This window comes from Chitinophaga sp., from assembly GCF_039596155.1.
In the GTDB taxonomy this organism is placed as follows: Bacteria; Bacteroidota; Bacteroidia; order Chitinophagales; family Chitinophagaceae; genus Chitinophaga.
In genome coordinates, this window is record NZ_JBCNKF010000008.1 from 33,346 (window position 1) to 57,623 (window position 24,278).

General features: G+C 45.0%; 26 protein-coding genes. 14 read left to right on the plus strand and 12 right to left on the minus strand.

Annotation, left to right across the window (positions count from 1 at the left end; genetic code table 11):
* Positions 1-252 precede the first annotated feature (252 nt).
* The 4 genes from gldG to ABDW33_RS09850 all read right to left on the minus strand — a co-directional run bounded on the left by gldG (position 253) and on the right by ABDW33_RS09850 (position 4,738).
* Positions 253-1,959 (minus strand): gliding motility-associated ABC transporter substrate-binding protein GldG, encoded by a 1,707-nt coding sequence (gene gldG, locus ABDW33_RS09835; protein ID WP_343689888.1) that lies wholly within the window; start codon positions 1,957-1,959, stop codon positions 253-255.
* Positions 1,960-1,994: 35 nt separating this feature from the next.
* Complete coding sequence (gene gldF / locus ABDW33_RS09840) at positions 1,995-2,729, minus strand: gliding motility-associated ABC transporter permease subunit GldF (RefSeq protein ID WP_343689889.1); 735 nt, start codon at positions 2,727-2,729, stop codon at positions 1,995-1,997.
* 249 nt (positions 2,730-2,978) lie between these two features.
* Positions 2,979-3,419, minus strand: coding sequence for an iron-sulfur cluster assembly scaffold protein (locus ABDW33_RS09845; RefSeq protein ID WP_343689890.1), 441 nt, complete (start codon positions 3,417-3,419; stop codon positions 2,979-2,981).
* 101 nt (positions 3,420-3,520) lie between these two features.
* Positions 3,521-4,738, minus strand: coding sequence for an IscS subfamily cysteine desulfurase (locus ABDW33_RS09850; RefSeq protein ID WP_343690074.1), 1,218 nt, complete (start codon positions 4,736-4,738; stop codon positions 3,521-3,523).
* 100 nt (positions 4,739-4,838) lie between these two features.
* Between ABDW33_RS09850 and mce the strand changes: the two genes are divergently transcribed.
* Entirely contained in the window at positions 4,839-5,240 is a 402-nt protein-coding gene (gene mce, locus ABDW33_RS09855; protein WP_343689891.1) for a methylmalonyl-CoA epimerase, read from the plus strand.
* A 400-nt stretch (positions 5,241-5,640) separates the two neighbouring features.
* On the opposite strand, the gene murF is transcribed toward mce, so the two are convergent.
* The gene (murF, locus tag ABDW33_RS09860) at positions 5,641-6,921 is read right to left on the minus strand and encodes a UDP-N-acetylmuramoyl-tripeptide--D-alanyl-D-alanine ligase (RefSeq protein WP_343689892.1); all 1,281 of its coding nucleotides are present in this window, start codon (positions 6,919-6,921) and stop codon (positions 5,641-5,643) included.
* 327 nt (positions 6,922-7,248) lie between these two features.
* On the opposite strand from murF, the gene ABDW33_RS09865 reads away from it, so the two are divergent.
* From ABDW33_RS09865 to ABDW33_RS09890, 6 genes are all read left to right on the plus strand, one after another.
* On the plus strand, positions 7,249-7,620 hold the full coding sequence (locus ABDW33_RS09865; protein WP_343689893.1) for a hypothetical protein: 372 nt from the start codon (positions 7,249-7,251) through the stop codon (positions 7,618-7,620).
* A 33-nt stretch (positions 7,621-7,653) separates the two neighbouring features.
* A complete protein-coding gene (locus ABDW33_RS09870) occupies positions 7,654-8,202 on the plus strand; it encodes a YceI family protein (RefSeq protein WP_343689894.1) in 549 nt (182 codons plus the stop codon).
* A gap of 32 nt (positions 8,203-8,234) precedes the next feature.
* Positions 8,235-9,155 carry a DUF5777 family beta-barrel protein gene (locus tag ABDW33_RS09875; protein WP_343689895.1) on the plus strand — a complete coding sequence of 307 codons (921 nt, stop codon included), beginning with the start codon at positions 8,235-8,237 and terminating at the stop codon, positions 9,153-9,155.
* Between the two features lie 138 nt (positions 9,156-9,293).
* A complete protein-coding gene (locus ABDW33_RS09880; protein WP_343689896.1) occupies positions 9,294-9,620 on the plus strand; it encodes a DUF4157 domain-containing protein in 327 nt (108 codons plus the stop codon).
* 119 nt (positions 9,621-9,739) lie between these two features.
* The gene (gene apaG / locus ABDW33_RS09885; RefSeq protein ID WP_072364286.1) at positions 9,740-10,126 is read left to right on the plus strand and encodes a Co2+/Mg2+ efflux protein ApaG; all 387 of its coding nucleotides are present in this window, start codon (positions 9,740-9,742) and stop codon (positions 10,124-10,126) included.
* Positions 10,127-10,218: 92 nt separating this feature from the next.
* Positions 10,219-11,961, plus strand: a complete 1,743-nt coding sequence (locus tag ABDW33_RS09890; RefSeq protein WP_343689897.1) for a c-type cytochrome — start codon at positions 10,219-10,221, stop codon at positions 11,959-11,961.
* Between the two features lie 5 nt (positions 11,962-11,966).
* Here ABDW33_RS09890 and ABDW33_RS09895 read toward each other — a convergent pair whose 3' ends face one another.
* Complete coding sequence (locus tag ABDW33_RS09895) at positions 11,967-12,260, minus strand: helix-turn-helix transcriptional regulator (RefSeq protein ID WP_343689898.1); 294 nt, start codon at positions 12,258-12,260, stop codon at positions 11,967-11,969.
* A 387-nt stretch (positions 12,261-12,647) separates the two neighbouring features.
* A complete protein-coding gene (locus tag ABDW33_RS09900; RefSeq protein WP_343689899.1) occupies positions 12,648-13,697 on the minus strand; it encodes a hypothetical protein in 1,050 nt (349 codons plus the stop codon).
* A 67-nt stretch (positions 13,698-13,764) separates the two neighbouring features.
* Between ABDW33_RS09900 and ABDW33_RS09905 the strand changes: the two genes are divergently transcribed.
* From ABDW33_RS09905 to ABDW33_RS09925, 5 genes are all read left to right on the plus strand, one after another.
* A complete protein-coding gene (locus ABDW33_RS09905) occupies positions 13,765-14,448 on the plus strand; it encodes a porin family protein (protein ID WP_343689900.1) in 684 nt (227 codons plus the stop codon).
* 100 nt (positions 14,449-14,548) lie between these two features.
* On the plus strand, positions 14,549-16,213 hold the full coding sequence (locus tag ABDW33_RS09910) for an NAD+ synthase (protein ID WP_343689901.1): 1,665 nt from the start codon (positions 14,549-14,551) through the stop codon (positions 16,211-16,213).
* A 95-nt stretch (positions 16,214-16,308) separates the two neighbouring features.
* Positions 16,309-17,580 carry a serine--tRNA ligase gene (gene serS, locus ABDW33_RS09915; RefSeq protein WP_343689902.1) on the plus strand — a complete coding sequence of 424 codons (1,272 nt, stop codon included), beginning with the start codon at positions 16,309-16,311 and terminating at the stop codon, positions 17,578-17,580.
* A gap of 92 nt (positions 17,581-17,672) precedes the next feature.
* Complete coding sequence (locus ABDW33_RS09920) at positions 17,673-18,218, plus strand: GNAT family N-acetyltransferase (RefSeq protein ID WP_343689903.1); 546 nt, start codon at positions 17,673-17,675, stop codon at positions 18,216-18,218.
* 1 nt (position 18,219) lies between these two features.
* Positions 18,220-19,293, plus strand: coding sequence for a HesA/MoeB/ThiF family protein (locus tag ABDW33_RS09925; RefSeq protein ID WP_343689904.1), 1,074 nt, complete (start codon positions 18,220-18,222; stop codon positions 19,291-19,293).
* A gap of 21 nt (positions 19,294-19,314) precedes the next feature.
* Here the strand turns inward: ABDW33_RS09925 and ABDW33_RS09930 are convergent, their stop codons facing one another.
* The 3 genes from ABDW33_RS09930 to ABDW33_RS09940 all read right to left on the minus strand — a co-directional run bounded on the left by ABDW33_RS09930 (position 19,315) and on the right by ABDW33_RS09940 (position 21,861).
* The gene (locus ABDW33_RS09930) at positions 19,315-20,448 is read right to left on the minus strand and encodes a PepSY-associated TM helix domain-containing protein (RefSeq protein WP_343689905.1); all 1,134 of its coding nucleotides are present in this window, start codon (positions 20,446-20,448) and stop codon (positions 19,315-19,317) included.
* 81 nt (positions 20,449-20,529) lie between these two features.
* The gene (gene moaA, locus ABDW33_RS09935) at positions 20,530-21,495 is read right to left on the minus strand and encodes a GTP 3',8-cyclase MoaA (protein WP_343689906.1); all 966 of its coding nucleotides are present in this window, start codon (positions 21,493-21,495) and stop codon (positions 20,530-20,532) included.
* A gap of 3 nt (positions 21,496-21,498) precedes the next feature.
* Positions 21,499-21,861, minus strand: a complete 363-nt coding sequence (locus ABDW33_RS09940) for a hypothetical protein (RefSeq protein ID WP_343689907.1) — start codon at positions 21,859-21,861, stop codon at positions 21,499-21,501.
* A gap of 57 nt (positions 21,862-21,918) precedes the next feature.
* Between ABDW33_RS09940 and ABDW33_RS09945 the strand changes: the two genes are divergently transcribed.
* The gene (locus ABDW33_RS09945; RefSeq protein WP_343689908.1) at positions 21,919-22,149 is read left to right on the plus strand and encodes a MoaD/ThiS family protein; all 231 of its coding nucleotides are present in this window, start codon (positions 21,919-21,921) and stop codon (positions 22,147-22,149) included.
* 11 nt (positions 22,150-22,160) lie between these two features.
* On the plus strand, positions 22,161-22,577 hold the full coding sequence (locus ABDW33_RS09950; RefSeq protein ID WP_343689909.1) for a molybdenum cofactor biosynthesis protein MoaE: 417 nt from the start codon (positions 22,161-22,163) through the stop codon (positions 22,575-22,577).
* A gap of 620 nt (positions 22,578-23,197) precedes the next feature.
* Here ABDW33_RS09950 and ABDW33_RS09955 read toward each other — a convergent pair.
* The gene (locus tag ABDW33_RS09955) at positions 23,198-23,773 is read right to left on the minus strand and encodes an NTP transferase domain-containing protein (RefSeq protein WP_343689910.1); all 576 of its coding nucleotides are present in this window, start codon (positions 23,771-23,773) and stop codon (positions 23,198-23,200) included.
* Positions 23,773-24,255: a cyclic pyranopterin monophosphate synthase MoaC gene (moaC, locus tag ABDW33_RS09960; RefSeq protein ID WP_343689911.1), complete on the minus strand. Its 483-nt coding sequence runs from the start codon at positions 24,253-24,255 to the stop codon at positions 23,773-23,775. The genes ABDW33_RS09955 and moaC overlap by 1 nt, the downstream gene beginning before the upstream one ends.
* Positions 24,256-24,278 lie beyond the last annotated feature (23 nt).

Genomic DNA, 24,278 nt, shown 5'->3' on the forward strand with positions numbered 1-24,278 from the left:
AATGACCAGTTAGCTGTCTCATTGTTCCACTTCCCTTGATAGAATTAATTAAAACAAAGTTGACGTCTACTTCTAATGTGGGGTCATGGTTGCCGCAATTTTTTAATGAATGAATGGCAAATATATGAGAATAACCGTTAGCACATTGTTATAAATGTGTGCTTTCCGGTTATTAATAAAGGCTTTATCTCTTGGTCCCCCGTTCTGGAATTGCAGGCGGGTAACCCATTTTTCCAAAACAGGAACCTCCGCTTATCGTTCGAACTTGCGTTGCCTGATGAACTGGAAAATCACCCTGAACAACAGGATGAGCAGAACGGGAACAATGACACAAATAGCCTGCCACATAGACTTATTTTGTTTGATCTTTTCAGCATCCAAAAGGCGCAGGGTCAATTCTTTATTGCGCGCTTCCATGATGCCGGCATTGTTGGTGAGGTACCCCAGTGAGTTGAGCAGGAATTCTTTATTGGCATACACCATCGAGGGGTCGAACAGGTTTACGCCCATCTGCATAGGACCATTTTTCTGGGAGACAGCATTGGTGATGAGATCGCCATCGCTCACAATGATCATTCTATTAATAGTATCACTATAATCTTTGAAGGGTTTACGGGTCACCTGCGCAATCAGCTGCTGTTCATCTACACTCAGCCTGTTGCGGAACAGGGAGGTAAACCGGCCTTCCAGTAATACCGCTACCGGCAGATCATGATCGCGGAACTGGCGTGGATTAGGTTTTACACGCAGGTCATTCCAGCTCAGCTGTACCGGCGCCCGCTCCTTTTTAGAATTGGCAGATGACGTGAGTAACACCGTTTTTGAAATGTCTCCACCTTTCACCGTGTCAATTGAACTGGCAAAATGACTCAGCACCAGGTCCATATTTTTTACAATCGGATGGGCACTGGTAGGGGAAAGCAATGGGAAATAGGGAAAAGGCAACAGGTCAAACTGTGGTTTATCCCCAACATGCCCCACTACCTGTGGAAGGCGATCACATTGCAGATCCTGGATCAGGTCCTGGTTGATCCTCACACCGTAGCGGAACAGGATGTCTTCCAGGTTCAGGTCCCGGTCCATGGCTACATAAGTATCGTGTTTTTGCAGGCTGTCCATACCTACATTCAGCTCATCCACAAACCAAAGCACCTTTCCTCCATTCATGACATACTGGTCAATCTTCAGTTTGTCTTCGTCTGTAAAGCGGTCAATCGGTTTGGCAAACACGATCGCGGCAAAGTCCTGCGGAATGTGAGAAACGTATTGCAGCGTAATGGTGTCAAGGAGATAGCTGCTTTGCATACTGGTGAGGGCATCCAGTACTTCGGCACCCAGTAGTTCATGGTGACCGAGCATATAGCCAACCAGCGGCAGGTGTTTTTGCTTGAGTTGATATATCGCGTTGGCAAACTGGAATTCCAGCAGTGCTTCCGAATTGTTCATGGTCTGCATCGGATCCTGTCCACCCTGGTTCTTCAGCAGGTTGACACCGATGGTTTTACTACCATACTGCACCAATGCACCCGGGAAGATCAGTTTTTCAGAGTAGCCCTGGTTCGCATCTTCCTGTACCTGCATATTGAAAGGCATGATTCCCTGCTCTGCCAGCGACTGTTGGAAAGCCAGGCGATCGGAGTCATTCATGCCCTGACCCGGGTTCTCGAAAGAAAACTGTACACGGTTACCACCCACTTCCCGAAACTCTTCGAGCATTTCCTTGGTCGATTGTGCCAACTGACGGAAAGACGCCGGGTAATCACCTTTTAGGAAGACCCTAATAGTAACAGTGCTATCCAGCCCCTTGAGTAATTGACGAGTGCTGGGCGTAAGGGTAAATCTTTTTTCGGCGGTAAGGTCCCATCTTGTATGAACGTACATGGCCAGGATGTTGACGCCGACTAGTATAGCGATGACGAGTATTGCCCGTTGCAGGTATTTTTTCTTACTGTTAACCACAATCTGATTAATTACTTAGTGTGACAGCCTTATTTTCAATCCCAGATTCTTCTTTGTAATGACAATCTTGTTAGATAGAGCATCAGTGCAATGATACTGAGGAAGTAAACTACATCCCGGCTATCGATGACCCCTCTGCTGATAGAGGTGTAATGGAAGCGGATGCCTGCCATTTGCAGGTAGTAGTCCGCCGAACCGGTGAAGGTAGGCAACTTACTCAGTGAATCGAATCCATAATAAAATATAAAACAGGTAAAAATAGCGGTCAGGAAGGCTACCACAGAGTTGGTAGTAAGGGAAGAAGCCCATACGCCGATGGCGGTGAATACGGCTCCCAGCAGGAAAAGGCCAATGTACGAACCGGCAATGCCCCCGTTGTCCAGCAAAGTATTGTGAGCACTGAGCTTGAGGATGGCGATATAATAAACAAATGTAGGAACCAGTGAAATCAATACGATCAGCAGGCCGGCAAAGAATTTTCCATTCACAATCTGCCACCAGCTAAGCGGTTTGGTGCTCAGGAGTTCCATCGTGCCTGATTTGAATTCATCGGCAAAGGAACGCATGGTGATAGCGGGAATGAGGAGCAGGTAGATAATCGGCGCCAGGTTAAAAAGCGGGTCCAGGTTGGCGTAACCATAGTCCAGCAGGCTGGTATCCGGGAATACGAATAGCAATAAGCCATTTGCCAGCAGGAAGAGGATAATAGCGATGTATCCCGTGATGCTGCTGAAAAACTGATGGATTTCCTTTCTGAATATTGCTAGCATAGTAATTTGACTGAAAGTACAAATATATATATTATTTAAGCTGCAAGCGTTATAATATAATCACCTGCAGCAGGGATGTGTACTTTGCAGCAGTTCCAGCTGGCTGCAGGCCTATTCCCCCCTGTGTGGCCGGCTTAAATAATAAATCCCCTATATAGCGCAGAATTCAGAAAAATATTGCAGAGAGTAAACCTTACCACCCGGGGAGAACCCCCGGATGTATGTAAAAAAATAAGAAATAATCGTCACTCAATCCCTCTCGTCATAGTAATCAGCTGGCTCTTCATACTCTTCCACTGCCGGCTCCATCCCATTTTTCGCCCTGTAATCATTAATCGCAGCCCGTACAGCATCTTCAGTCAAAATCGCGCTATGAATTTTTGAAGGAGGTAAACTCAACGCTTCCACGATCTCCATATGATCTAACCGGAAAGCTTCTTCAATCGTTTTCCCCTTGATCCATTCAGTAGCAATAGAAGAACATGCAATAGCTGAACCACAGCCAAAGGTTTTAAATCGTGCTTCTCTGATTACATGAGTGACAGGATTCACTTCGACCTGAAACCTAACCACATCAACGTATTCCGAGACATGTACTAACCCCGTACCTACCTGCTGGGAATTCTTATCCAGCGTGCCGGCGTTTCTGGGGTTGTTGTAGTACTCCAGTACTCTTTCAGCGTAAGACATAAGCATAAGTATAAAGCATCAAATAATCCAGAGACCTACTCAGTGCTCTGTTGGCCACTTACGGTTGGTTTATAGCAATCATGCGGCCAAATTTTTCCGTTTTATGAATGATGCGACCATTCAATCGCATTCATGTCCACTCCCTCCTTGAACATTTCCCACAAGGGACTGATTTCACGCAGTCTGTTCACGGTTGCTGTTACAGCATTGATGGTATAGTCTATTTCTTCTTCTGTGGTAAATCTTCCCAGTCCAAAACGCAGGGAAGAATGGGCAAGATCATCCCCCAGGCCCAAAGCTTTGAGCACATAGCTAGGCTCCGGCGATGCAGATGTACAGGCAGAGCCGGAAGATAAAGCTACTTCCTTCGCAAACCCCATCAGTAGGGCTTCTCCTTCTACATACTTAAATGAAATATTACTTACGTGCGGCAGGCGGTGTGTACGGCTGCCATTCACATAGGTTTCTTCAAGTTGTAATAATGCATTTTCCAGTTTATCACGTAGAGCCCCCAATCGCTTTCCTTCCGCCTCCATCTCCTGCAAAGCCAGTTCACATGCTTTGCCAAACCCTGCAATAGCAGGCACATTCAGCGTACCGGAACGCATACCACGTTCGTGGCCACCACCATCCATTTGCGCAGTCACCTTCACCCTGGGCGATTTACGACGTATATATAACGCACCGATCCCCTTGGGACCATATAATTTATGTGCACTAAAGGCAGCGAGGTCAATGCCATCTCTATTGACATCGATTGAAATCTTGCCGGCAGCCTGTGTGATGTCACTCATCATCAATACACCATGGCGCTTGGCAATGGCACTGATTTCTTTGATTGGATTGATAGACCCAATCTCATTGTTGGCATACATTACAGCTACGAGAATCGTTTTAGCAGTAATGGCAGCTTCCAGTTCTTTCAGGTCAATCATACCTTCATGATTCACCTTCAGGTAGGTCACAGATGCACCCAACTTTTCAAGGTGCTTACATGTATCAAGTACAGCTTTATGTTCTACTTCGGTGGTGATAATATGATTTCCCTTGTCAGCATACATTTCAAATACACCTTTCAGGGCGAGGTTATCGGCTTCTGTTGCGCCGGAAGTGAAGATGATTTCTTTAGGATCAGCACCTATCAGGGCTGCTACCTGTTCCCGGGCCAGATCTACCGCAGCTTCTGCAGCCCATCCATAAGCATGATGACGGCTGCTGGCGTTGCCAAAGTGCTGTGTAAAGAAAGGAAGCATCGTCTCCAGCACCCTCGGATCCAGGGGCGTAGTAGCATTGTTATCAAGATACACAGGCAGTTGCAACATACACAATAATTTATACTACAAATTTAACGAATTGCTATCATCAAGGTACGAATTCATCGCGAATGGGATTTAGCCATTTTGTGTTAATTTGCTTAACATGCTGAAAGTAGAACACATAGGTATTGCTGTAACCTCATTACAAAAATCTATTCCGCTGTTTGAAGCGCTGCTCAACACTTGCTGCTATAAACAGGAACAGGTAGATAGCGAGGCCGTCAGGACAGCTTTCTTCCGGAAAGGTGAAACAAAAGTGGAATTACTGGAACCAACAAACCCCGAAAGTGTGATTGCGCGTTTTTTGGAGAAAAAAGGAGAAGGAATGCACCACATTGCGTTCGATGTGGCTGATATTCATGCAGAAATGGCTCGCCTCGCTGCCGCTGGTTTCACCCTGCTCAACCCCGAGCCCAAAAAAGGGGCAGACAATAAACTGGTCTGCTTTTTACACCCTAAAGATACATGTGGGGTGCTTGTAGAACTCTGTCAGGAAATTTTTTGAAAATTTCCAGTTTTTTAAAATCCACCTTCTATCTGGTTACGTAGATATTGTCAGACACCGAAGAAAACACGTTAATTTCAAAAAAGAAAAACATTTTTAAACAATAGTTATTATTATTTGTTAGGATTTATAACTTGGGAATGTTCGGGATATGCAAACATCATTATCGATATACCTAAGAGTTTAGATTACACAACCAAAAGCAACTGATTACCGCTAATAATTACCTTAAACATATTGTATCATCCCCATTCATTGGAAAATGAAAACGGGATTGGTATTTCAAAATACTCTAAAGTTGGCATAGGTTATGAACACCTGCGGGCTTTTTAGCTTGCAGGTCTCTTTTTTTATAGAAAGATCTATTCCCGCCACCGCAGGAATAGATCTGACAAAGAACTTACTGAATCACCTTCTCCATACCCATACTTCTCGATCCCTTGATCAATATATAGGTATCTGTAAACTCCTGTTGCTTCAGCCATTCCGCTGCCGCCGCGGCGTTTTCCATGTATATATAAGGATGCTTCACCTTGCTGAAATCTCCACCTACCAGTACCACTGCATGCCAGTGAGTTCGCTCCAGCATGTCTACCAGTGCCTGGTGCTCATTCACACTGTCTGCCCCTAACTCCATCATACCACCTAAGAGTAATACTTTTTGTGCCGCTGCTAACCCCGCAAAGTTTTCAATGGCGGCTTTCATACTCGATGGATTGGCATTGTATGCATCCATTATCACTGTATTGCTGCCGTGCTTGATTACCTGCGAACGATTGTTGGAAGGAACATAGCCTGCAATCGCTTCCCGTATCACTTCGCCCGGAATATTGAAGTATAAGCCAACAGCTACCGCTGCCATTACATTCGGGAAATTATAAGCACCTACTAATTGAGTTGGAATCAATCCTGTCACAGCATCGCTCGTTACTTTTACACTCAGCAGTGCTGTATCAGCCAGCGGATCACCTGTATAGGTGGCATCCTTCTGCCCGTAAGTGATTACCTGGGGAATCCCCTTACTCATCTCTATCAGATAAGGATATTCATTACATAAAAAGACTGTGCCCTCGTTCGCCCGCAGAAAATCATATAACTCGCCTTTTGCACGACGCACTCCCTCCGGTCCTCCAAAACCTTCCAGGTGAGCCTTACCGATATTAGTAATAATACCATGCGTAGGCAGTGCAATTTTACAATACGCTTCTATCTCATGTTCATGGTTCGCACCCATTTCAATCACTGCTATCTCAGCATCTGCAGGTATACGCAGGATCGTCAGTGGTACGCCGATGTGATTATTGAGGTTGCCAACGGTCGCCGTCGTCTTGAACTCCGCTGCCAGCACCGTACTTACCAGCTCTTTGGTAGTCGTTTTACCATTGGAACCAGTGATCGCAAGAAACGGAATATTCAACTGCTTGCGATGATGTAACGCCAGTTGCTGCAAAGTGGTCAGCACATCCGTTGTCAGCATCATTTTTTCAGGCTGCGTATTGAATTCAGCTTCATCTATAACCGCCAGTACAGCACCGGCTTCCAGCGCTGCTGCTGCATAGGCGTTCCCGTTAAAATTGGGCCCTTTCAGTGCAAAGAAAATGTCGCCTTGTTTGAGCTGGCGTGTATCAGTCTGTATAGATGGATGGTTGCGATAAACTTCGTATAACTGCGCTATGTTCATAAAAACAAATGTAACATATAATAAAATATCTTGGTAAGCAGATTAAAAGGCTTTTTACCGGCCTCAAAAAACCAAAACTGCTGTGAGCAAAACGCAGTTTCTTCAGGTATACCTGTAGGTTTACGTATAATCCACTCTACTTACACCGCAAAAATCCCCCCAAATTTCCCGGGAAAAATGAAATAAAATTAAAAATTATATCTTCTATATTTGGTCCAACATATAACCATATCAAGACTCAACAAGACTCAAATAACCATCACTCGACTATATTAAAAGACCTGGCTGGACAAAACCAGCCATTGCAATCACCACATGAAGCAACCTATGCAAACACGCCTATTCGTACTGTTTCTATTTAGCCTGCTCGTCTATGGCTGTACTGCCGAAAAAGCACCCGCTCCGGACTCAGGAATCACTGTTACTGCATGCGATACCGCAGTTATTACCTCCGCTTACATTCTGACCGCCGTCTCAGATAAATGTACCAGCAGAGGATGTCACAAAGGAACCGGTTCTACCGCATCTACAAACTTCACTACTTATAGTGGTATCAAAGGTTACATTACTGCGAATGAAGCCCTTTGGAAATCACGTGTGACTAGTGCTGATGCCGATATGCCTCCCGGTCCTACTAAGTTGAGCCAGGGCATGAAAGATTCTATCAACTGCTGGATCTCGCACGGCATGCCCGAATAAGTTACTATTCAAAAATCCTAAAAAAGTAAAACAATGAAACATTACATTGTGCTGTTGACAACCCTGCTTTTGTTAGAACTGCGCACTACCGCACAGGATGTCTTTTCCTGCAAAAACACCACCCTGTCTTTCTTTTCTGCTACTCCCATGGAAGACATTGATGCTGTCACCAACAAAGCAGTATCTGCTATCAATGGAAAAACAGGCGCAGTATACTTCAAAGTCGCCATCAATACTTTTAAATTCAAAAAGACATTGATGGAAGAACACTTCAATGAAAACTACCTGGAGAGCGACAAGTATCCTACCGCAGAATTCAAAGGTAAAATCATGGAATTACCCGACCTGCACAAAGACGGCACTTACCCCGTAACAGTTGAAGGCACTATGAATATGCATGGTGTTGATAAAGTGTATCGTGAAAAAGGAACCATCACCGTCAAAGACGGTAAGCCTACCCTCGATGCCAAATTCAACGTTAAATTGGTAGATCACAAAATTAAAGTACCCACCATCGTAGTTAAAAATATCGCAGAGGTAATAGAAGTGACCGTAAAAGGGGTCTATTCTCCTGCCTCCTGAACCATTTAAAAAAATAACCACACTACTTTTCTATGAAGCAAGTATATCTGTTATTGCTGGGCTGTTGCTACAGCCTGGGCACTTTCGCGCAGGATGAACTGGCGGGCATGTTTCAGGATAGCATAAAGAAGCATGAACCTGTTATTGCAACATTCAAATCAACCCGTATCATTCAGGGCAATTCAATAGAAACCCTCAAAAAACATGAGCTGGATTTTCGCGTAGATCACCGTTTTGGAGACATCGGTGGTGCATTTGGTGGAGGGAAAACAGCTTTTGGCCTTGATAACTCTTCCGATATCCGTATCGCATTTGAATATGGTGTAACAGATCACCTGATGGTAGGTCTGTCCCGCTCAAAAGGCTCCGGCGGGCTTACACAACTATATGAAGGGCTGGCCAAATATCAGCTCGTCACACAGACAACAGACGATCATGTGCCCGTTACTGTTACCCTGTTTGGTAACGCAGTGGTTAGTGGCGTAACCTCCAGCACCGTAAAATCAGACGCTGCCTGGTTTGACAAATTCAGTGATCGCGTTTCTTATACGGGACAGGTGATCGTTGGGCGCAAATTCAGCCGCCGCCTGTCATTGGCAGTATTGCCTACATTAGTTCACCGCAACCGGGTAACATATATGGACGAAAACGACGTCTTTGCATTAGGTGCAGGTGGCCGCCTGAAGTTCAGCAACCGCATGGCATTGCTGGTAGAATACTTCTACCCCTTCCGTAGTCAGGAAACAAAAGATTATTTCAAAAATAAAGGCCGCGAATTATACAATCCACTCTCAGTCGGATTGGAAATCGAAACCGGTGGACACGTATTCCATATCAATTTCACCAATTCAACCGCCATACTGGAAAATCAGTTCATACCAGAAACGACGACTTCCTGGTTACAAGGGCAGTTTAGATGGGGATTCAATATCTCCAGAAGATTTTCACTGTAAAAATAAACCTGATAACCGGTTACCAAATGCTTTTGCCCATAGCAAAAGCATTTGGTATTTATAGGATGATCTCTTCGCTGTGCACGATTTTTGCCCCTGCGACTGGCATATAGAATTGATTCGTATTTTTATAATGTAATGGAAAAACTTGTTTGCCATATCAAAGAACATTCTTTCCTGGCCCGATTGGCTGCCCGCCGCATGAACAGTGAACAGCTGGCCATGGTGATCGGAAAAACTATCCACCTCCACGGGGTAACCCGCAAAGAATTTTTACGGCATCCCTGGTGGGTACGCCACGAAGTGTGTCACATTATGCAATACCAGGAGCTGGGTTTGCTCCCATTTCTCTGGCGATATCTCTGGGAATGTATGAAAGTGGGGTACTATGCCAATCGTTTTGAGGTAGCGGCCCGGGCCGCAGAAAAGAATACAACAATCACTAATCGGGTAGTATTTAGCTAAGTAGTTGTAATTCAATATATTGATAAATTTAAAAGAAAGTGTTAAAGTCTGGGCCCGTTCATATTTTTTGATAACACTGGATTTATTTTGCTTATTTTTACGTGAAACGGAGGTGTTCTATGGTAAAAAAAGTAACAGACGGAATCACCATCAGCGTGGAAACATTTTATCAACCGGATTATTCTAATCCGATTGGTAGTGAATTTATGTTCGCCTACCGTATCACTATCGAAAACAATAATACCTTTCCCATAAAGTTATTGCGCCGTCACTGGTACATCATTGACTCTAACGGTACACATCGTGAAGTAGAAGGAGAAGGTGTAGTAGGGGTACAACCACTGCTCGCCCCTACCGAGAGCTATCAGTACGTATCAGGTTCCAACCTGCGTACCGAGATCGGTAAGATGTATGGCACCTACCAGATGGAGAACCAACTTAACAAGAAACTGTTTGAGGTTAAAATCCCGGAGTTTCAAATGATTGTGCCCTTTAAGCTAAATTGATTTATTGATTTACACAGGTCTTATTGATCATGGCAACTAATTGCCGTGATATCTCTTTTTGTTCGCACAGGTCTACCAAAATCCAAGATATCATGTCTCGTTCGTTCCTCATGCTATTGCTGGTGCTTGCCCAGTGTAAACCATCTGTTGTACATACTACTTTGCCTGCACCAGATCCTGATAACGGCGGGCTTATTTTACCAGACAGTTTTGCTGCGGTAACGGTCACACAAGGTATAGGGCCTGCCCGGCACCTGGCCGTAAATAATAACGGGGATATCTATGTGAAACTCACTTATAATGAACCACTGGAAGGACGTGGTGGCTCCGTAGCACTACGTGATAAGAATGGCGATGGCAAGGCTGATGTAGTTGCGTATTTTGGTGATTACCAGGATGAAGGCGGACTACCCGCAGGAATGTCTATCTATAACGGCTACCTGTATTTCTCGACAGTGAAATATGTGTTGCGAACAAAACTCATTCCCGGTCAACTCATTCCCGAAGGTAAAACAGATACCATCATCACCGATACAGATACCGCACTTTTTAAACACTGGCATAGCGCAAAACCCCTGGTATTTGACCATGATGGACACATCTATGTTCCATTTGGTGCGCCAACAGATGCCGCACAGGATATCAATACCGCAGGTCCCGGAGGCATGCCCGGTGGTAAAGGTTTAGACCCTGCGCCAGACTTATTAAGACATGGAGGCGTCTGGCAATTTGATGCCGATAAAACCGGGCAGACGCAGGATGATGGCGTACTATATGCCACCGGTATCCGAAGTGCACTGGGCCTCGCCTGGAGCCCCCTGGACAATACATTGTATATCGCCATGAATGGAATGGACAATTTCCATAACCGCTATCCGAATATTTTCTCTGCCTGGCAGGCAGCAGTACTGCCCTCAGAACCACTCCTGAAAGTAACACCACATGCTAACTTCGGCTGGCCTTACGCTTATTTCGATCAGCTGCAGGGAAAGAATATGCTAGCCCCCGGCTATGGTGGTGATGGAAAAATCACCGCAAGAGCAGATAGTTTTGATGTACCTGTATTCGGCTTCCCCGGCCATTGGGCACCAATGGACCTCCTGTTCTATGAAGGCAATCAATTCCCCGATCGGTACAAAAACGGTTGCTTTGTAGCTTTCCATGGTTCTACCGACAGAGCCCCTTATCCACAGGCAGGCTACATCGTCTGTTTCGTGCCTTTTGAAAAAGGTAAACCTACCGGTAAATGGGAAGTCTTTGCAGATGGCTTTACCGCAACAGATACCGTATTCAATACCAGCGATGCCCGCTATCGCCCCATGGGATTAGCTACCGGTCCTGATGGTTCCCTGTATATAGCGGAATCCAACAAAGGGAAAATATGGAGAGTAATGTATACAGGAAATAAACAATCATTCAGCGCCGCTCAACTCACAACAATGGAAGCAAGAAAGTCACGTACCTATATCAAAACACCAGATCCCATATTAGACATGGTAGGTAAAGGCAATGAAATGCACGGCAGAATGCTGTACAATTCTTACTGTGCCACCTGCCATCAGCGGGACGGAAAAGGAGATAATAACCGCTATCCACCGTTAGTCGGATCACCTTATCTTGCTTGTCATAAAGAACAGTTGATCGATATCGTATTGAATGGGCTAAAAGGGAAAATTACCGTGAATGGAAAAACCTTTGATGGTGTAATGCCGGCACATGGTGCTTTCCTGGACGATCAGTCGGTAGCATCTATCGTGGCATATATCAAAGACAGGTTCAATAACGAAGAAATACCCGTAACGGCCGAAATGGTGAAGAAGGTAAGGGGTAAATAATAGGGTTATTCGGCTTTTGTAACGGTAAAACCTTCTGCAAAAAACTCCTGCGGTGTCATTTCGAGTCCATCGATGATCTTCAGGAGGGTGCTCAGGCGGATATCATCGAACTTACCTGATTCGTATCTTGACATTCCGACACGGGAAATATCAATATCATAGGCAAATGTCTCATAAGACCTGAATCCTCTCTCTTTTCTTAAAAATTTTATCCTTTTTCCCAGTTCTTCGAGGAAAACCTCATGATCAAAATGACCCAGAACCGCCTTCTTCTTAGGCTCCTTCTTTTCTTTACCCATGATGCAATTAACAAACTAAGTTTACTACAATCAACTCAATAATACAAGTTGTATTATGATATGTATATTATATTGTACATTTTTCAGAAATACCACTTATATTTGTGTTGTAATCATACGGAACACAATCAACTCATTATAGGCAAACAACCGGGTAAAAAAAGTATGGACATTTTGGGGTTAAACTGGTATGCGACAGGCGCTGAAATGTTTATTTCAGCCCTCTTTCTTTCGCACTAATAGTAATGCCGTGGTTGGGGAAGGCTTAGATACTTCCCATGCATAGTGGCTTTGGCCGGAAGACGGCATCTCCCCGACCCGGTATTTATTTGTTACGTTGAGCTAAGAAACGCGGTGGGCTGATTTTTCAGCACCACCGCTACTATTTTATTTGGGTCTGTATTTAGATTGCTGAAATATACTCATCGCATCTTTGTTATCCATCAATTGCTTCAACGTCACTTCCGGATGTGCTTTCATATAGGCTTGTACAATTCTCCATCCTACAAAGGCACCGATCTTACCCGGAGATCCTTCCGGCATTCCCTGCGTAGAAGGGCCATCATTCATGAAATGCATATTGTTTTGCCAGTCAGATTTATACAACAGATCCTGCTGTACAAAATACTGCCAGATCATTTGCTCATTGTCAAAACACCACTTTACCTGCTCTCCGGTATAACCCAATCTTAAACTATCATCCGTATATGGCAGTACCTGCTCCATAAAGTACTGCTGCTTGCCGGCATTTACCAGCTGAATCACCAGTTTGTCGCCCGGCTGGCCACCCGGATATAATTGCTGCGCCAGCACCTGTATACAGTTCGGTACAATGTACTCAGGTGAAAACTTCCTGACCATATACCCGGGGTAATCAGGCAGCATAGCATAAATCGGAAAACCTTCACCCAGATACATATCCAATCCGATGCCCAGCGTAGAATCAACTGTTACCGCCCCGTAATTGCTGATCATAGAACTGAACGTCACCACTTTGGTTGGAGGCTGAAATTGAGGAAAGTAATATTTGATGAACTTAAAACTTTGCGCCAGCTCATCTTCAATATGCTTCAGGTCTTTATAATGTGCATTGATTGAATCCTGCAATAACCGGAAATCCTTGTTACCCACCAGCATTTTGGTCTGTAGCAGGATCATATGGCTGGTATCGGAATAAGGACCGAAATTCATGATATGCTCTATATAACTCGGCAGAAATAAAGGATATTGCTGCTCCAGTTTTTGTAAAGCAGGGGTGATATTCGAGGTGTCTAATTTATCCAGCGCCTGATCGAAACGGTCAATATGTACACTGATGGCAATTTTACTGACATCTGGTACGTTTTTATGCGTACAGGCCGTCAGGCAGAACAATAAGAGGACATAGGTCGATAACTGCTGACAAATACCGGTTAATTTATTAGTCTTATTTTGCATACTTCTACTAAACTACTGATCGGTAAAAATATTATATACCTTGTATTAAAAAAAAGATAAAATTAACATGAGAAAGGCATTTTTGGTGATCCTGCTTTTAAATATTGCATTGATAAGCAACGCACAACGTAGTTATTATGTAAAGGAACACCGTGTTAGATTGGGTTTTCGGCTGGATCCTACAGTATCCCTGCTGGTACCACAGGAGTCCGGAGTAGATAGAAATGCTGGAAGACTAGGGATAAGTTTCGGCGTCATGGCCGATTTCATGCTGGATGATGCCGGACATTATGCTTTTGCTACAGGTCTGCAGATCACGACTGCGGGTAGCAAACTTAAATATGATGCCGGAAAAGGACTGGATGATTATAAAGCTAACCCTGCTGAATACAATATCAAAGCTACCTATGTAGAAGTCCCCCTGGCATTGAAACTCAAAGCAGAGACAGCTCCGGGAATGAATCTCTTCGGTCAGTTCGGTACTTATGTGGGTTTCCCCGTAAGAGGCCGTGCCGATGTAGTGAGCCTGACACAGACTTATGATAAAGTAAATATACTAAGGGATTTGCAGCCTGTGAATATCGGTCTGCTGGTAGGTGCAGGCGTAGAATATCCAATCAGTGAAAGCCTGACAGGCCTGGTAGGCCTGGATTATAGAAACGGATTCATCGATGTGACCAGGAATGCAAAGTGGAATGATGGCAAGGTGAATATGAACAGTATAGCACTGAAATTAGGGTTATTCTTCTGATACATTTAATTCAACCGTGTAAAAAATCGCTTCCGCCAAAGGTAGAAGCGATTTTTTGATTTAAAATCAGGAAATTTGTGTTAGTCCAACGCTATTACAGATGAAAATTATCCTGGCTCAACAAAATTATCACATAGGCAATTTCGAATGGAATACCCAGCAGATCCTGAATGGTATCAAGGAAGCTGAAGCGCAGGGCGCAGATCTCGTAGTCTTCTCCGAACTTTGCGTGAGTGGCTACCCTCCGAGAGATTTTCTCGAATTCGAAGATTTTATTCAACAATGTTATGCTGCTATTGACACGATCAGGGCACATACTCAAAATATAGCCGTACTGGTAGGTGGCCCCTGCCGTAACCCGGCACCAGAAGGCAAAGACCTCTTCAACGCTGCCTGGTTCCTGTATGAAGGCGAGGTGAAGCAGATCATTCACAAGACCCTGTTACCTACCTACGACGTGTTCGACGAATACCGTTATTTCGAACCCTCCTTCGCCTGGAACGTCGTTCCGTTCAAAGGCAGGAAACTGGCTGTCACCATCTGTGAAGATATCTGGAACCTGGGCGATAACCCACTCTACCGTATCTGTCCAATGGATCAGCTCATGGAACAACAGCCAGACGTGATGATCAATCTCTCTGCCTCTCCGTTTGACTACGATCACGATGAAGACCGCAAAGAGATTATCCGCGCCAATGTTCGCAAGTATAAGTTACCCATGTTTTACTGTAACACGGTAGGCTCACAGACTGAAATCGTATTCGATGGTGGTTCTCTCATCTTCGATGCACAGGGCAATATCGTAAAGGAATTCCCTTACTTCACAGAAGCCATTGATGGCCTGGAACTGGAATCCTTGCAACAAACAGCCGCTGCGGTGACAATCAAACCATACATCCCGGTTACTGAATTGTTGTTCGATCACAATATAGATCGCATCTACCAGGCCATTTTGTTGGGTATCAAAGATTACTTCCGTAAAATGGGCTTCAAAAAAGCGATCCTGGGTTCATCAGGGGGCATTGACAGTGCAGTGGTGTTAGCCCTGGCGGTAGAAGCACTGGGCAAAGAAAATGTACGTGCAATCCTGATGCCCTCTCCCTATTCAACAGAACATTCTGTTGATGATGCAGTAGCCTTATCCAAAAACCTGGATAACCCATACGACATCATCCGCATCAATGATATTTATGAATCCTTCCTGCAAACATTGCAACCCTATTTCCAGGGGCTGCCCTTCAACGTGGCGGAAGAAAATACACAATCCCGTATCCGTGGAAACCTACTGATGGGATTGTCCAATAAATTCGGTTACATCCTGCTGAATACCTCTAACAAAAGTGAGTTATCCACAGGATATGGTACCCTGTATGGAGATATGGCTGGTGGCCTTTCTGTATTGGGTGATGTGTACAAAATGCAGGTGTATGCACTGGCCAGGTACATCAACCGGAATGGTGAGATCATCCCGCAGAATATTATTGACAAAGCGCCTTCTGCAGAGTTACGCCCTAATCAGAAGGATAGCGATAGCCTGCCTGACTACTCCGTACTGGACAAAATACTCTATCAATACATAGAGCGCCGGCAAGGGCCTAAAGAGATTATCGCACAGGGATTTGATGCTGCGCTGGTAGCGCGTACCCTTAAGATGGTAAACAATAATGAGTATAAGAGGAATCAGTTCTGCCCTATTATCAGGGTGTCATCGAAGGCATTCGGTGTAGGTAGAAGAGTTCCGATTGTAGGTAAATACCTGAGTTAAAAGTATTAAACCACATTAAAAACCTCTTCTGCCGCAGGCGGAAGAGGTTTTTTAATGCTTTCTCTTATCTTTGGCAAAATTTAATTGATCGTACAATGTTACAAGTTCCGTTCATTCGTCAAAACAAAGAACTGGTACTGGAACGTCTGGCTTTGAAGAATTTCAAAGAAACCCAGCTCGTTGATGAAGTACTGGCACTGGATGACAAGCGCAAAAAGCTGACGCTGGAATATGATGAAACCCAAGCCCAGGTAAACTCCGCTTCAAAAGAAATCGGTAAGCTGATGGCTCAGGGTCAGAAAGATACTGCTGATCTGCGCAAATCGGAAGTAGCATCCTTAAAAGAAAAATTACAACCTATCAATGAAGAACTGATCGCCACTGAAAAGTTGCTGCACGATACATTGGTACAACTCCCTAACCTCCCCGCTGCCATCGTTCCTCCCGGCAAAACCCCGGAAGAGAACCTGGAAGTAGGCAAAGGTGGTAATATCCCTTCTCTTTACGAAGGCGCTGTACCTCACTGGGACCTGGTTAAAAAATATGATCTCATCGACTTTGAACTGGGTAATAAAATCACCGGTAGCGGTTTTCCTGTGTATAAAAACAAAGGTGCCCGTTTACAGCGTGCTATGATTCAGTACTTCCTGGATTACAACATCAGCAAAGGCTACACCGAATACCAGGTGCCGCACATGGTAAACGAAGCTTCTGCTTATGGCACCGGTCAGTTACCAGACAAAGAAGGACAGATGTACCACATCGGCGAAGATGGTTTCTACATGATCCCTACTGCCGAAGTACCCCTGACCAACATCTACCGCGATGAAATCCTGAAAGATTCAGACCTCCCTGTGCGCATGACCGGCTATACTCCTTGTTTCCGCCGCGAAGCCGGTTCTTATGGTAAAGATGTACGTGGTCTGAACCGCCTACATCAGTTTGACAAAGTTGAACTGGTACAACTCGTTCACCCGGATAAATCTTACGAAGTACTGGACGAAATGGTGGCACATGTAGAAGGGCTGATCCAGTCCCTGAACCTGCCTTACCGTATTCTGCGCCTGTGTGGTGGCGATATGAGCTTCACTTCTGCCCTCACATACGATTTCGAGGTATACAGTACTGCACAGCAGAAATGGCTGGAAGTTAGCTCTGTATCTAACTTCGAATCTTACCAGACGAACCGTGCCAAGATCCGCTTCAAAGATGGTGGTGGTAAACCGCAACTGGTTCACTCCCTGAATGGTAGCTCCCTGGCCCTGCCACGTATCCTCGCCTGCATCCTGGAAAATAACCAGACAGCAGAAGGTATCGTGATCCCGGAAGTACTGAGAAGCTACTTCGGCAGCGATAAGATTGCGTAACATATCATTACATACATAAAAACGCTTCTGCCACCGGCAGAAGCGTTTTTATGTATAGCCACCCCTGATTTCTTATTACATTTGTAGCTAATATGCAGCATTTTCTTCCCAATGGTCAAACCCTGGAACTCCGCCAGGCCGTGCCGGACGATGCCCCGGTGCTACTATCCTATTTCCGCCAGTTAATCAGCGAAACAGACTTCCTGCTCTACACCAGGGAAGAAGCCGCTACCTGGACCGTGGAAGAAGAAAGGGAATTTATCCTCTCCTTTTCTAAAGACACCATCGACCTGCTGCTACTAGCCTTCGCCGGCAATCAAGCCATTGGTACCCTTTCCGTTCGCCAGAATTCCTTCTCAAAAGAAGCTCACATCGGCAACCTGGGTATCGGCGTTCTCCACAGCTACTGGAACATGGGCATCGGCAGGAGAATGATGACAGCTGCCATGCGTTGGGCCGAACAACATCCCCGGTTAGAGATCATTCAATTAGGCGTACTCGCGAATAATGAAAGAGCGATCCAGTTATACCGTAACTTTGGCTTTATGGAATATGGACGTATGCAAAAAGGCATTCGCCAGCCAGATGGATCTTATGTAGATAATATCCTGATGTCAAAAAGAGTAAAGCCATTGTAACATGAGGTACGACAGACATTTGAAACTGGAAGGATTTGGCCCTGCCAAACAAGCATTATTACAGAACGCAGCTATATTAGTCATTGGTGCAGGCGGCCTCGGTGTGCCTGTATTGCAATACCTGACAGCAATGGGCGTAGGAAGAATAGGGATTGTAGAACACGATACGATTTCTATCACCAACCTGCAAAGACAGGTCTTATACCACACTGCAGAGCAAGGCCAGTCTAAGCTCCTGATCGCTATCAGGCGATTACAACAACTCAATCCCGAAGTGAAATTCGCGCCATATGATACCTGGCTCTCCCCGGAAAATGCACTGGCTATCTTTGATCCATACGACGTCATCATCGATTGCTCTGACAACTTTGGAACACGCTATCTTGTAAATGATGCATGTGTGTTGCTCAATAAACCCTTTGTATACGGCGCCATCCACAAGTACGAAGGACAGGTAAGTGTATTTAATTATAAAGAGAGCGCTACATATCGTTGTCTCTTCCCGGAGCCACCAGCCCCGGGGACTATGCAGAATTGCAGTGACATCGGCGTATTAGGCGTACTGCCCGGCATTATTGGTACTTACCAGGCCAATGAAGCGGTGAAGATTATTTGCGGAATTGGAGAGCCATTGAGCAATCAATTACTGACCATCGATACATTGAGCAATATCCACCAGGTGTTTCAGTTCAAGCCTGTAAGACAACCGGTCACTGCATTGCAGGATGAATACGATATTCCCTGTGATACAGGGGGCGTAAAACACCTGAGCGTACAGCAATTACACCAATGGCTCAAGGAAGGGAAAGAGGTGCAATTGATCGATGTAAGAGAGCCCGACGAATGGGAGGTGTGTAAACTACCGCAGGCACTCTTTATCCCCATGGGTATGGTTGGTAGCATGCTTTCTCAGTTGAGAAAAGACATTCCTACAGCCGTATTATGCCACCATGGTATGAGAAGTATGATGGTGGCCCAGCAACTGGATGCTGCCGGTTTTCCTAAAGTTTATAATGTAACTGGGGGTATACACGCCTGGGCTTATGATATAGACGATGAGATGGATACTTACTAAATGATAGCAGGTGTGAACCGTTTAAGCGATGACGGTTTGCGGCCTTACTTGTTTTCTTACCACTGGCTTCTTACGCTTTTTGCCCCACCAGATCAAAAATCCGGTCACCGGTAAGGATGCGGCTACAATCGCGCAGATAAACGCAAGAATCTTGGTTGGCCAGCCAAACAACCCTCCTGTGTGAATCGGGTAAACTAACCTCCTTGCCTGCGTGCCTTTTGTATCGTTGGCAAATAATTTATCACTGATAAATACACCACTACCTGACTGGAAATAAAGTATATCCACAATATGCGTGGTAATCCTGTCAGTATTCTCTTTCCCCACACTGATCGCCTGATCTTTCTTTTCCGGAAAGCGAATATTCACAATTCCATTATAAGTCAGCCGCTGGTTAGTCTCCGCATAAATCTTGTCTAACCATGCGATCTCATTGCCTTTTACCGCCTTGCTTTCCGGTACTTCTACCTTTTTCTGCGGCTTGCCATCAAATGCATAGAACAACAGGTTATTGACCCACTTATAACTCCACACTAACCCTGTTAATGCAGTAATGAAAATAACAACGTGAATATAAAATCCAAATACCGCATGCATGTCCCAGTTCAAACGCTTGAAGCTTGCATTCCACTTCACTTTCAATCTTTGCTTGCGGGCATTTCTTTTAGGCCACCACAGGATCAGTCCACTGATGATGAGCAAAGTAAACAGGCTGCAGGAAATACCTGTGATCACTTTGCCGGTTTCACCCATACACAAATACCTGTGCAGGTTCTTAACCACTACAAAGAATCGTTTGTCCTGCGCAGCCGTGTGCGTAATCTGGCCGGTATATGGATTCATTACCACCATCAGCAGTTGCCCTTTCGCTTTCCCTTTTTTCAGGTAAAAGGTGACCGTGCTGTTCGCAGCAGGTTGAATCTCAATATTATTCGGTTTTAACGTTGGGTATCTATCGTGTACAATCTTTGCCAATTTATCCAGTGACATTCTTTGTGCTCCCACTGGTGCCTGTACACTAAAAAGAGAAGGTTCAAAAAGGTGCTCCAGTTCATCCTCAAACACCAACAGGCTGCCACTCAGTGCAACCACTATCACTATCAGACCAGAGGCAAGCCCCAGCCAGAGATGTAACCAGCCTATAAATCGCTTCATTATCAAAGGATCCCATTTTCAGATCCTTCACAAGGTACTGCGGGAAATAACACCGGGTTACTCAAATCGGGAAAATTTATATCATCCGCCTATCACAGACATGCTATCCCAATGCTGGTTCTGGCGCTCCGCCTCAAAACCATCGGCGGCTCTATTGCTCAGGGCGGTTTGAATCTCATTCAGAATGAAAGCACTGCTGGCTCCGCTGCGGAGTAAATCCCGCACATTCAGTACATCTCCGCCATACAAACAGGTCTTTATTCCACCAGTAGGTGTAATCCGTAGCCGGTTACAGGTACCACAAAATGTTCTGCTATAAGCCGGAATCACACCTATCTGCCCCTGATAACCACGGATCTGGTAATTGATACTCGTAGCCTGTGGGGCATTCGGCAATTTCTCTATAATAAAATCTTCCTGCAGGGCATCCAGAATGCGCAGGTAGTGCCATTGGTTCCCTGAAAAACTATGCCCCTGCCCGTTGAACGGCATTTCTTCAATGAACCGCACGGATATAGGGGCTTGTCTGGTCAGGTCTGCAAACGCTTTCAGCTCATCGGTATTCACTCCACCCATGACCACCACATTCAGTTTTACCTGCATGTCATGCACCAGCAAACTGTCCAATGTCTGCATTACGGCAGAGAACTGATCTCTCCGCGTGATTTCCATGAACCGGTCCCTTTGCAGGGTATCCAGGCTCAGGTTGATCTTCCGTATCCCTAAAGCTTTTAATTGAGGAATATAAGGTTGGGTCAATACACCATTGGTAGTGATCGAAATCTCGGGAATGAATGCTTTGAGCGCAGCCAGCAAGGGCATCAGGTCTTTGCGCAAAAATGGTTCACCCCCCGTGATCCGCAGTTTGTCAATCCCGGCTGCTGCCAATGGTTGTAAAAGGGCCAGGATCTCTTCATTTGTGAGGAGTGCTTTCCTTTGCAGAAACTGCATCTGCTCCGGCATACAATAGGTACAACGCAGGTTACAGCGGTCAGTCACTGCCAGCCTGATGTAATTGATAATACGGTTATGTGCGTCTTTCAACATATTTTAACAACTCTGCATCGGATTCTCGAAAGCCTGGCTTTCGTCCTCATCTCTTTCGGTCAGACATTTAAAATCCTTTTCTATCAGCAGGTGTAATACAGAGCCGTCTGCATTGGGCAACTCATGTTTAAAGCCCACCTGCTCAGTCGTTACCCATGTTGATACCTGGTCTGCCGGCAGAAATAATTGAACCCCGTTTGCATGCAGCGTTATTGCTGGCTCACCAGCCTTTGCATGTATTGAAAACTGCAGGGTACCAGTGCCAATCGTAGTGATTTCCTCCACCCGCTGCTGTTCCTGCAGGGTAGCGATATCTGCTTTATCCAACCGGTAGCGGATACTATTTCCGCGAATTCTTATTTTCATCCAGTAAAAAGTTTGACGTATGTAAATTACTACATTATCGTAGCTTTATCGATAACTATGCGTGTGTTATTATTTGGTATTGCAAAAGATATTGCGGGAGCACCGGCTATCACCACTACACCAGTTGCAGATGTCGCTGCCCTGAAAGAATGGTTGTATGCACAATATCCACCGTTACGGGAACTGCGCTCACTGATGATAGCGGTGAACAAAGTGTATGCAAATGATGCGCAACCATTACTACCCGGTGATGAGATTGCTGTAATTCCTCCGGTAAGCGGAGGGTGAAAAATGTAAATATGAACGTCCTTGTAAAGATCTCTCCTGACATCAATGTGCCGCAGGCACTGGACTTTGTGGAATCACCAGATTGCGGCGGCGTGGTGCTCTTTGTGGGTAACGTGCGTAATGAAACACAGGGGAGAAAAGTAGAGAAGCTATTCTTCGAATGTTATGAGCCTATGGCGATCTCTGAAATGGAGAAGATTGCACAATATACCGTCGAAAAATTGGGTATCAGGCGCATTGCCATTCTTCATATTACCGGCGAGAAATTTCCCGGTGAAACTGTTGTTGTTATTGCAGCTGCTGCGCCTCACAGGGGTGTTGCATTTGAAGCATGTGAGTATGCGATTGATACTTTAAAACAAACAGTGCCTATCTGGAAAAAAGAATTCTTCGAAGATGGTGCTATCTGGGTAGCGGCGCATCCATAATGGGACTCAATGCATTAATCCTTCCTGGATTTTTTAATGCCCCGGCGCTTTTCGAAATGTTTTGACACTTCTTCTTTTTTAGTGGTATTTCAACACGCCGGCACTTTTCGCAGTGTTTTAACACTTCTGTTTTTTCCGAGGTATCAGTATTTCAACACGCCGGCACTTTTCGCAGTGTTTTAACACTTCTGTTTTTTCCGAGGTATCAGTATTTCAACACGCCGGCACTTTTCGCAATGTTTTAACACTTTTGTTTTTTCCGAGGCATCAGTATTTCAACACCCAGGCGCTTTTCGAAATATTTAGCACTTCTCCTTTTTTAGCAGTACTTCGCCGCGTCGACAACTTTCGCAATGTTTTAACACATCTGTTTTTTCCGGGGTATCAGTATTTCAACACGCCTGCACTTTTCGAAATATTTTAACACTTCTCCTTTTTTAGCAGTACTTCGCCGCGTCGACAACTTTCGCAGTGTTTTAACACTTCTGTTTTTTCCGAGGTATCAGTATTTCAACACCCCGGCGCTTTTCGAAATATTTTAACACTTTTCTTTTTCCTGCAGTACTTCAACGCGTCGACAATTTTCGCAATGTTTTAACACTTCCTCTTTTCGCATCCTTTTACGCCTTCAATTCTTGCTGAATCGTCTGCAAAGCTGCTGCTCTTTCCTCCGGCGTATTAGCATTAAACTGCTCTATCGCAAATGGATTTTCAATCAACGCGATATCCGCTTTCATTAACGTTTTCCGCGGGCATCCTTTTTCTGCATCCAACCTTTTCAAACCAGCAATTTCCCATATCGTCATCAATGGTTCCGGTGATTGCTTGAATGAACTGATGAATGCAGTAGCTTCTTTATTCACCTCTCTCTTCGAAACTAATAACGATAAACTCTGTGCACTGACTAAAGGCAGATCACACGCCAGCACCAGCCACGCCCTGCCAGGAAATGCTTTGAATGCACTCAGTATACCAGTAGCAGGACCTGCTTCTTCAACACTATCCACAATAACCGGCAAATCAGTATCTAACTGCTGGTCCACACGACAGGAAAGATATACCTGGTCCGTTAGTGGCGCAAGCAACTGATACAAATATTGCCACTGCGGTAACCCATGATAATCCAGCTGGCTTTTATCCTGCTGCATGCGAAGACTTCGCCCTCCACATAATATCAATCCATATAAACCTGCCATCAGAAATCGCGTTTACCGCCCGTTTTACTGATTAATTTTGTTTGCCTGATCTCCATGCCATGAGAGAATGCCTTGCACATATCGTAGATCGTCAATGCCGCAATACTGGCCCCTGTCAGCGCTTCCATCTCTACACCCGTTCTGCCGGTAGTTTTGATCGTGCATCTCACCACTGCTTCCTCTCCTTCCAGTTTAATATCTACATTACACCCTTCCAGCAATAAGGTATGACAAAGCGGTATAAGATCTGGCGTTTTTTTTGCAGCCATAATACCGGCCAGAATGGCCGTCTGAAACACAGCACCTTTTGCCGTATGAATATCCGATCCGCTAAATTGCTGCCGGATCACTGCCGGTAAAAAGATCCTGCTTTCTGCTACCGCTATTCTTTCTGTCACCATCTTGCCGCTTACATCTACCATAGTTGGTTGATCTGCAGCATTCAGGTGAGAAAAGCCCTGTTTACTTGAATCATTGCTCATAATAGAATAAATTTACAAAGAAA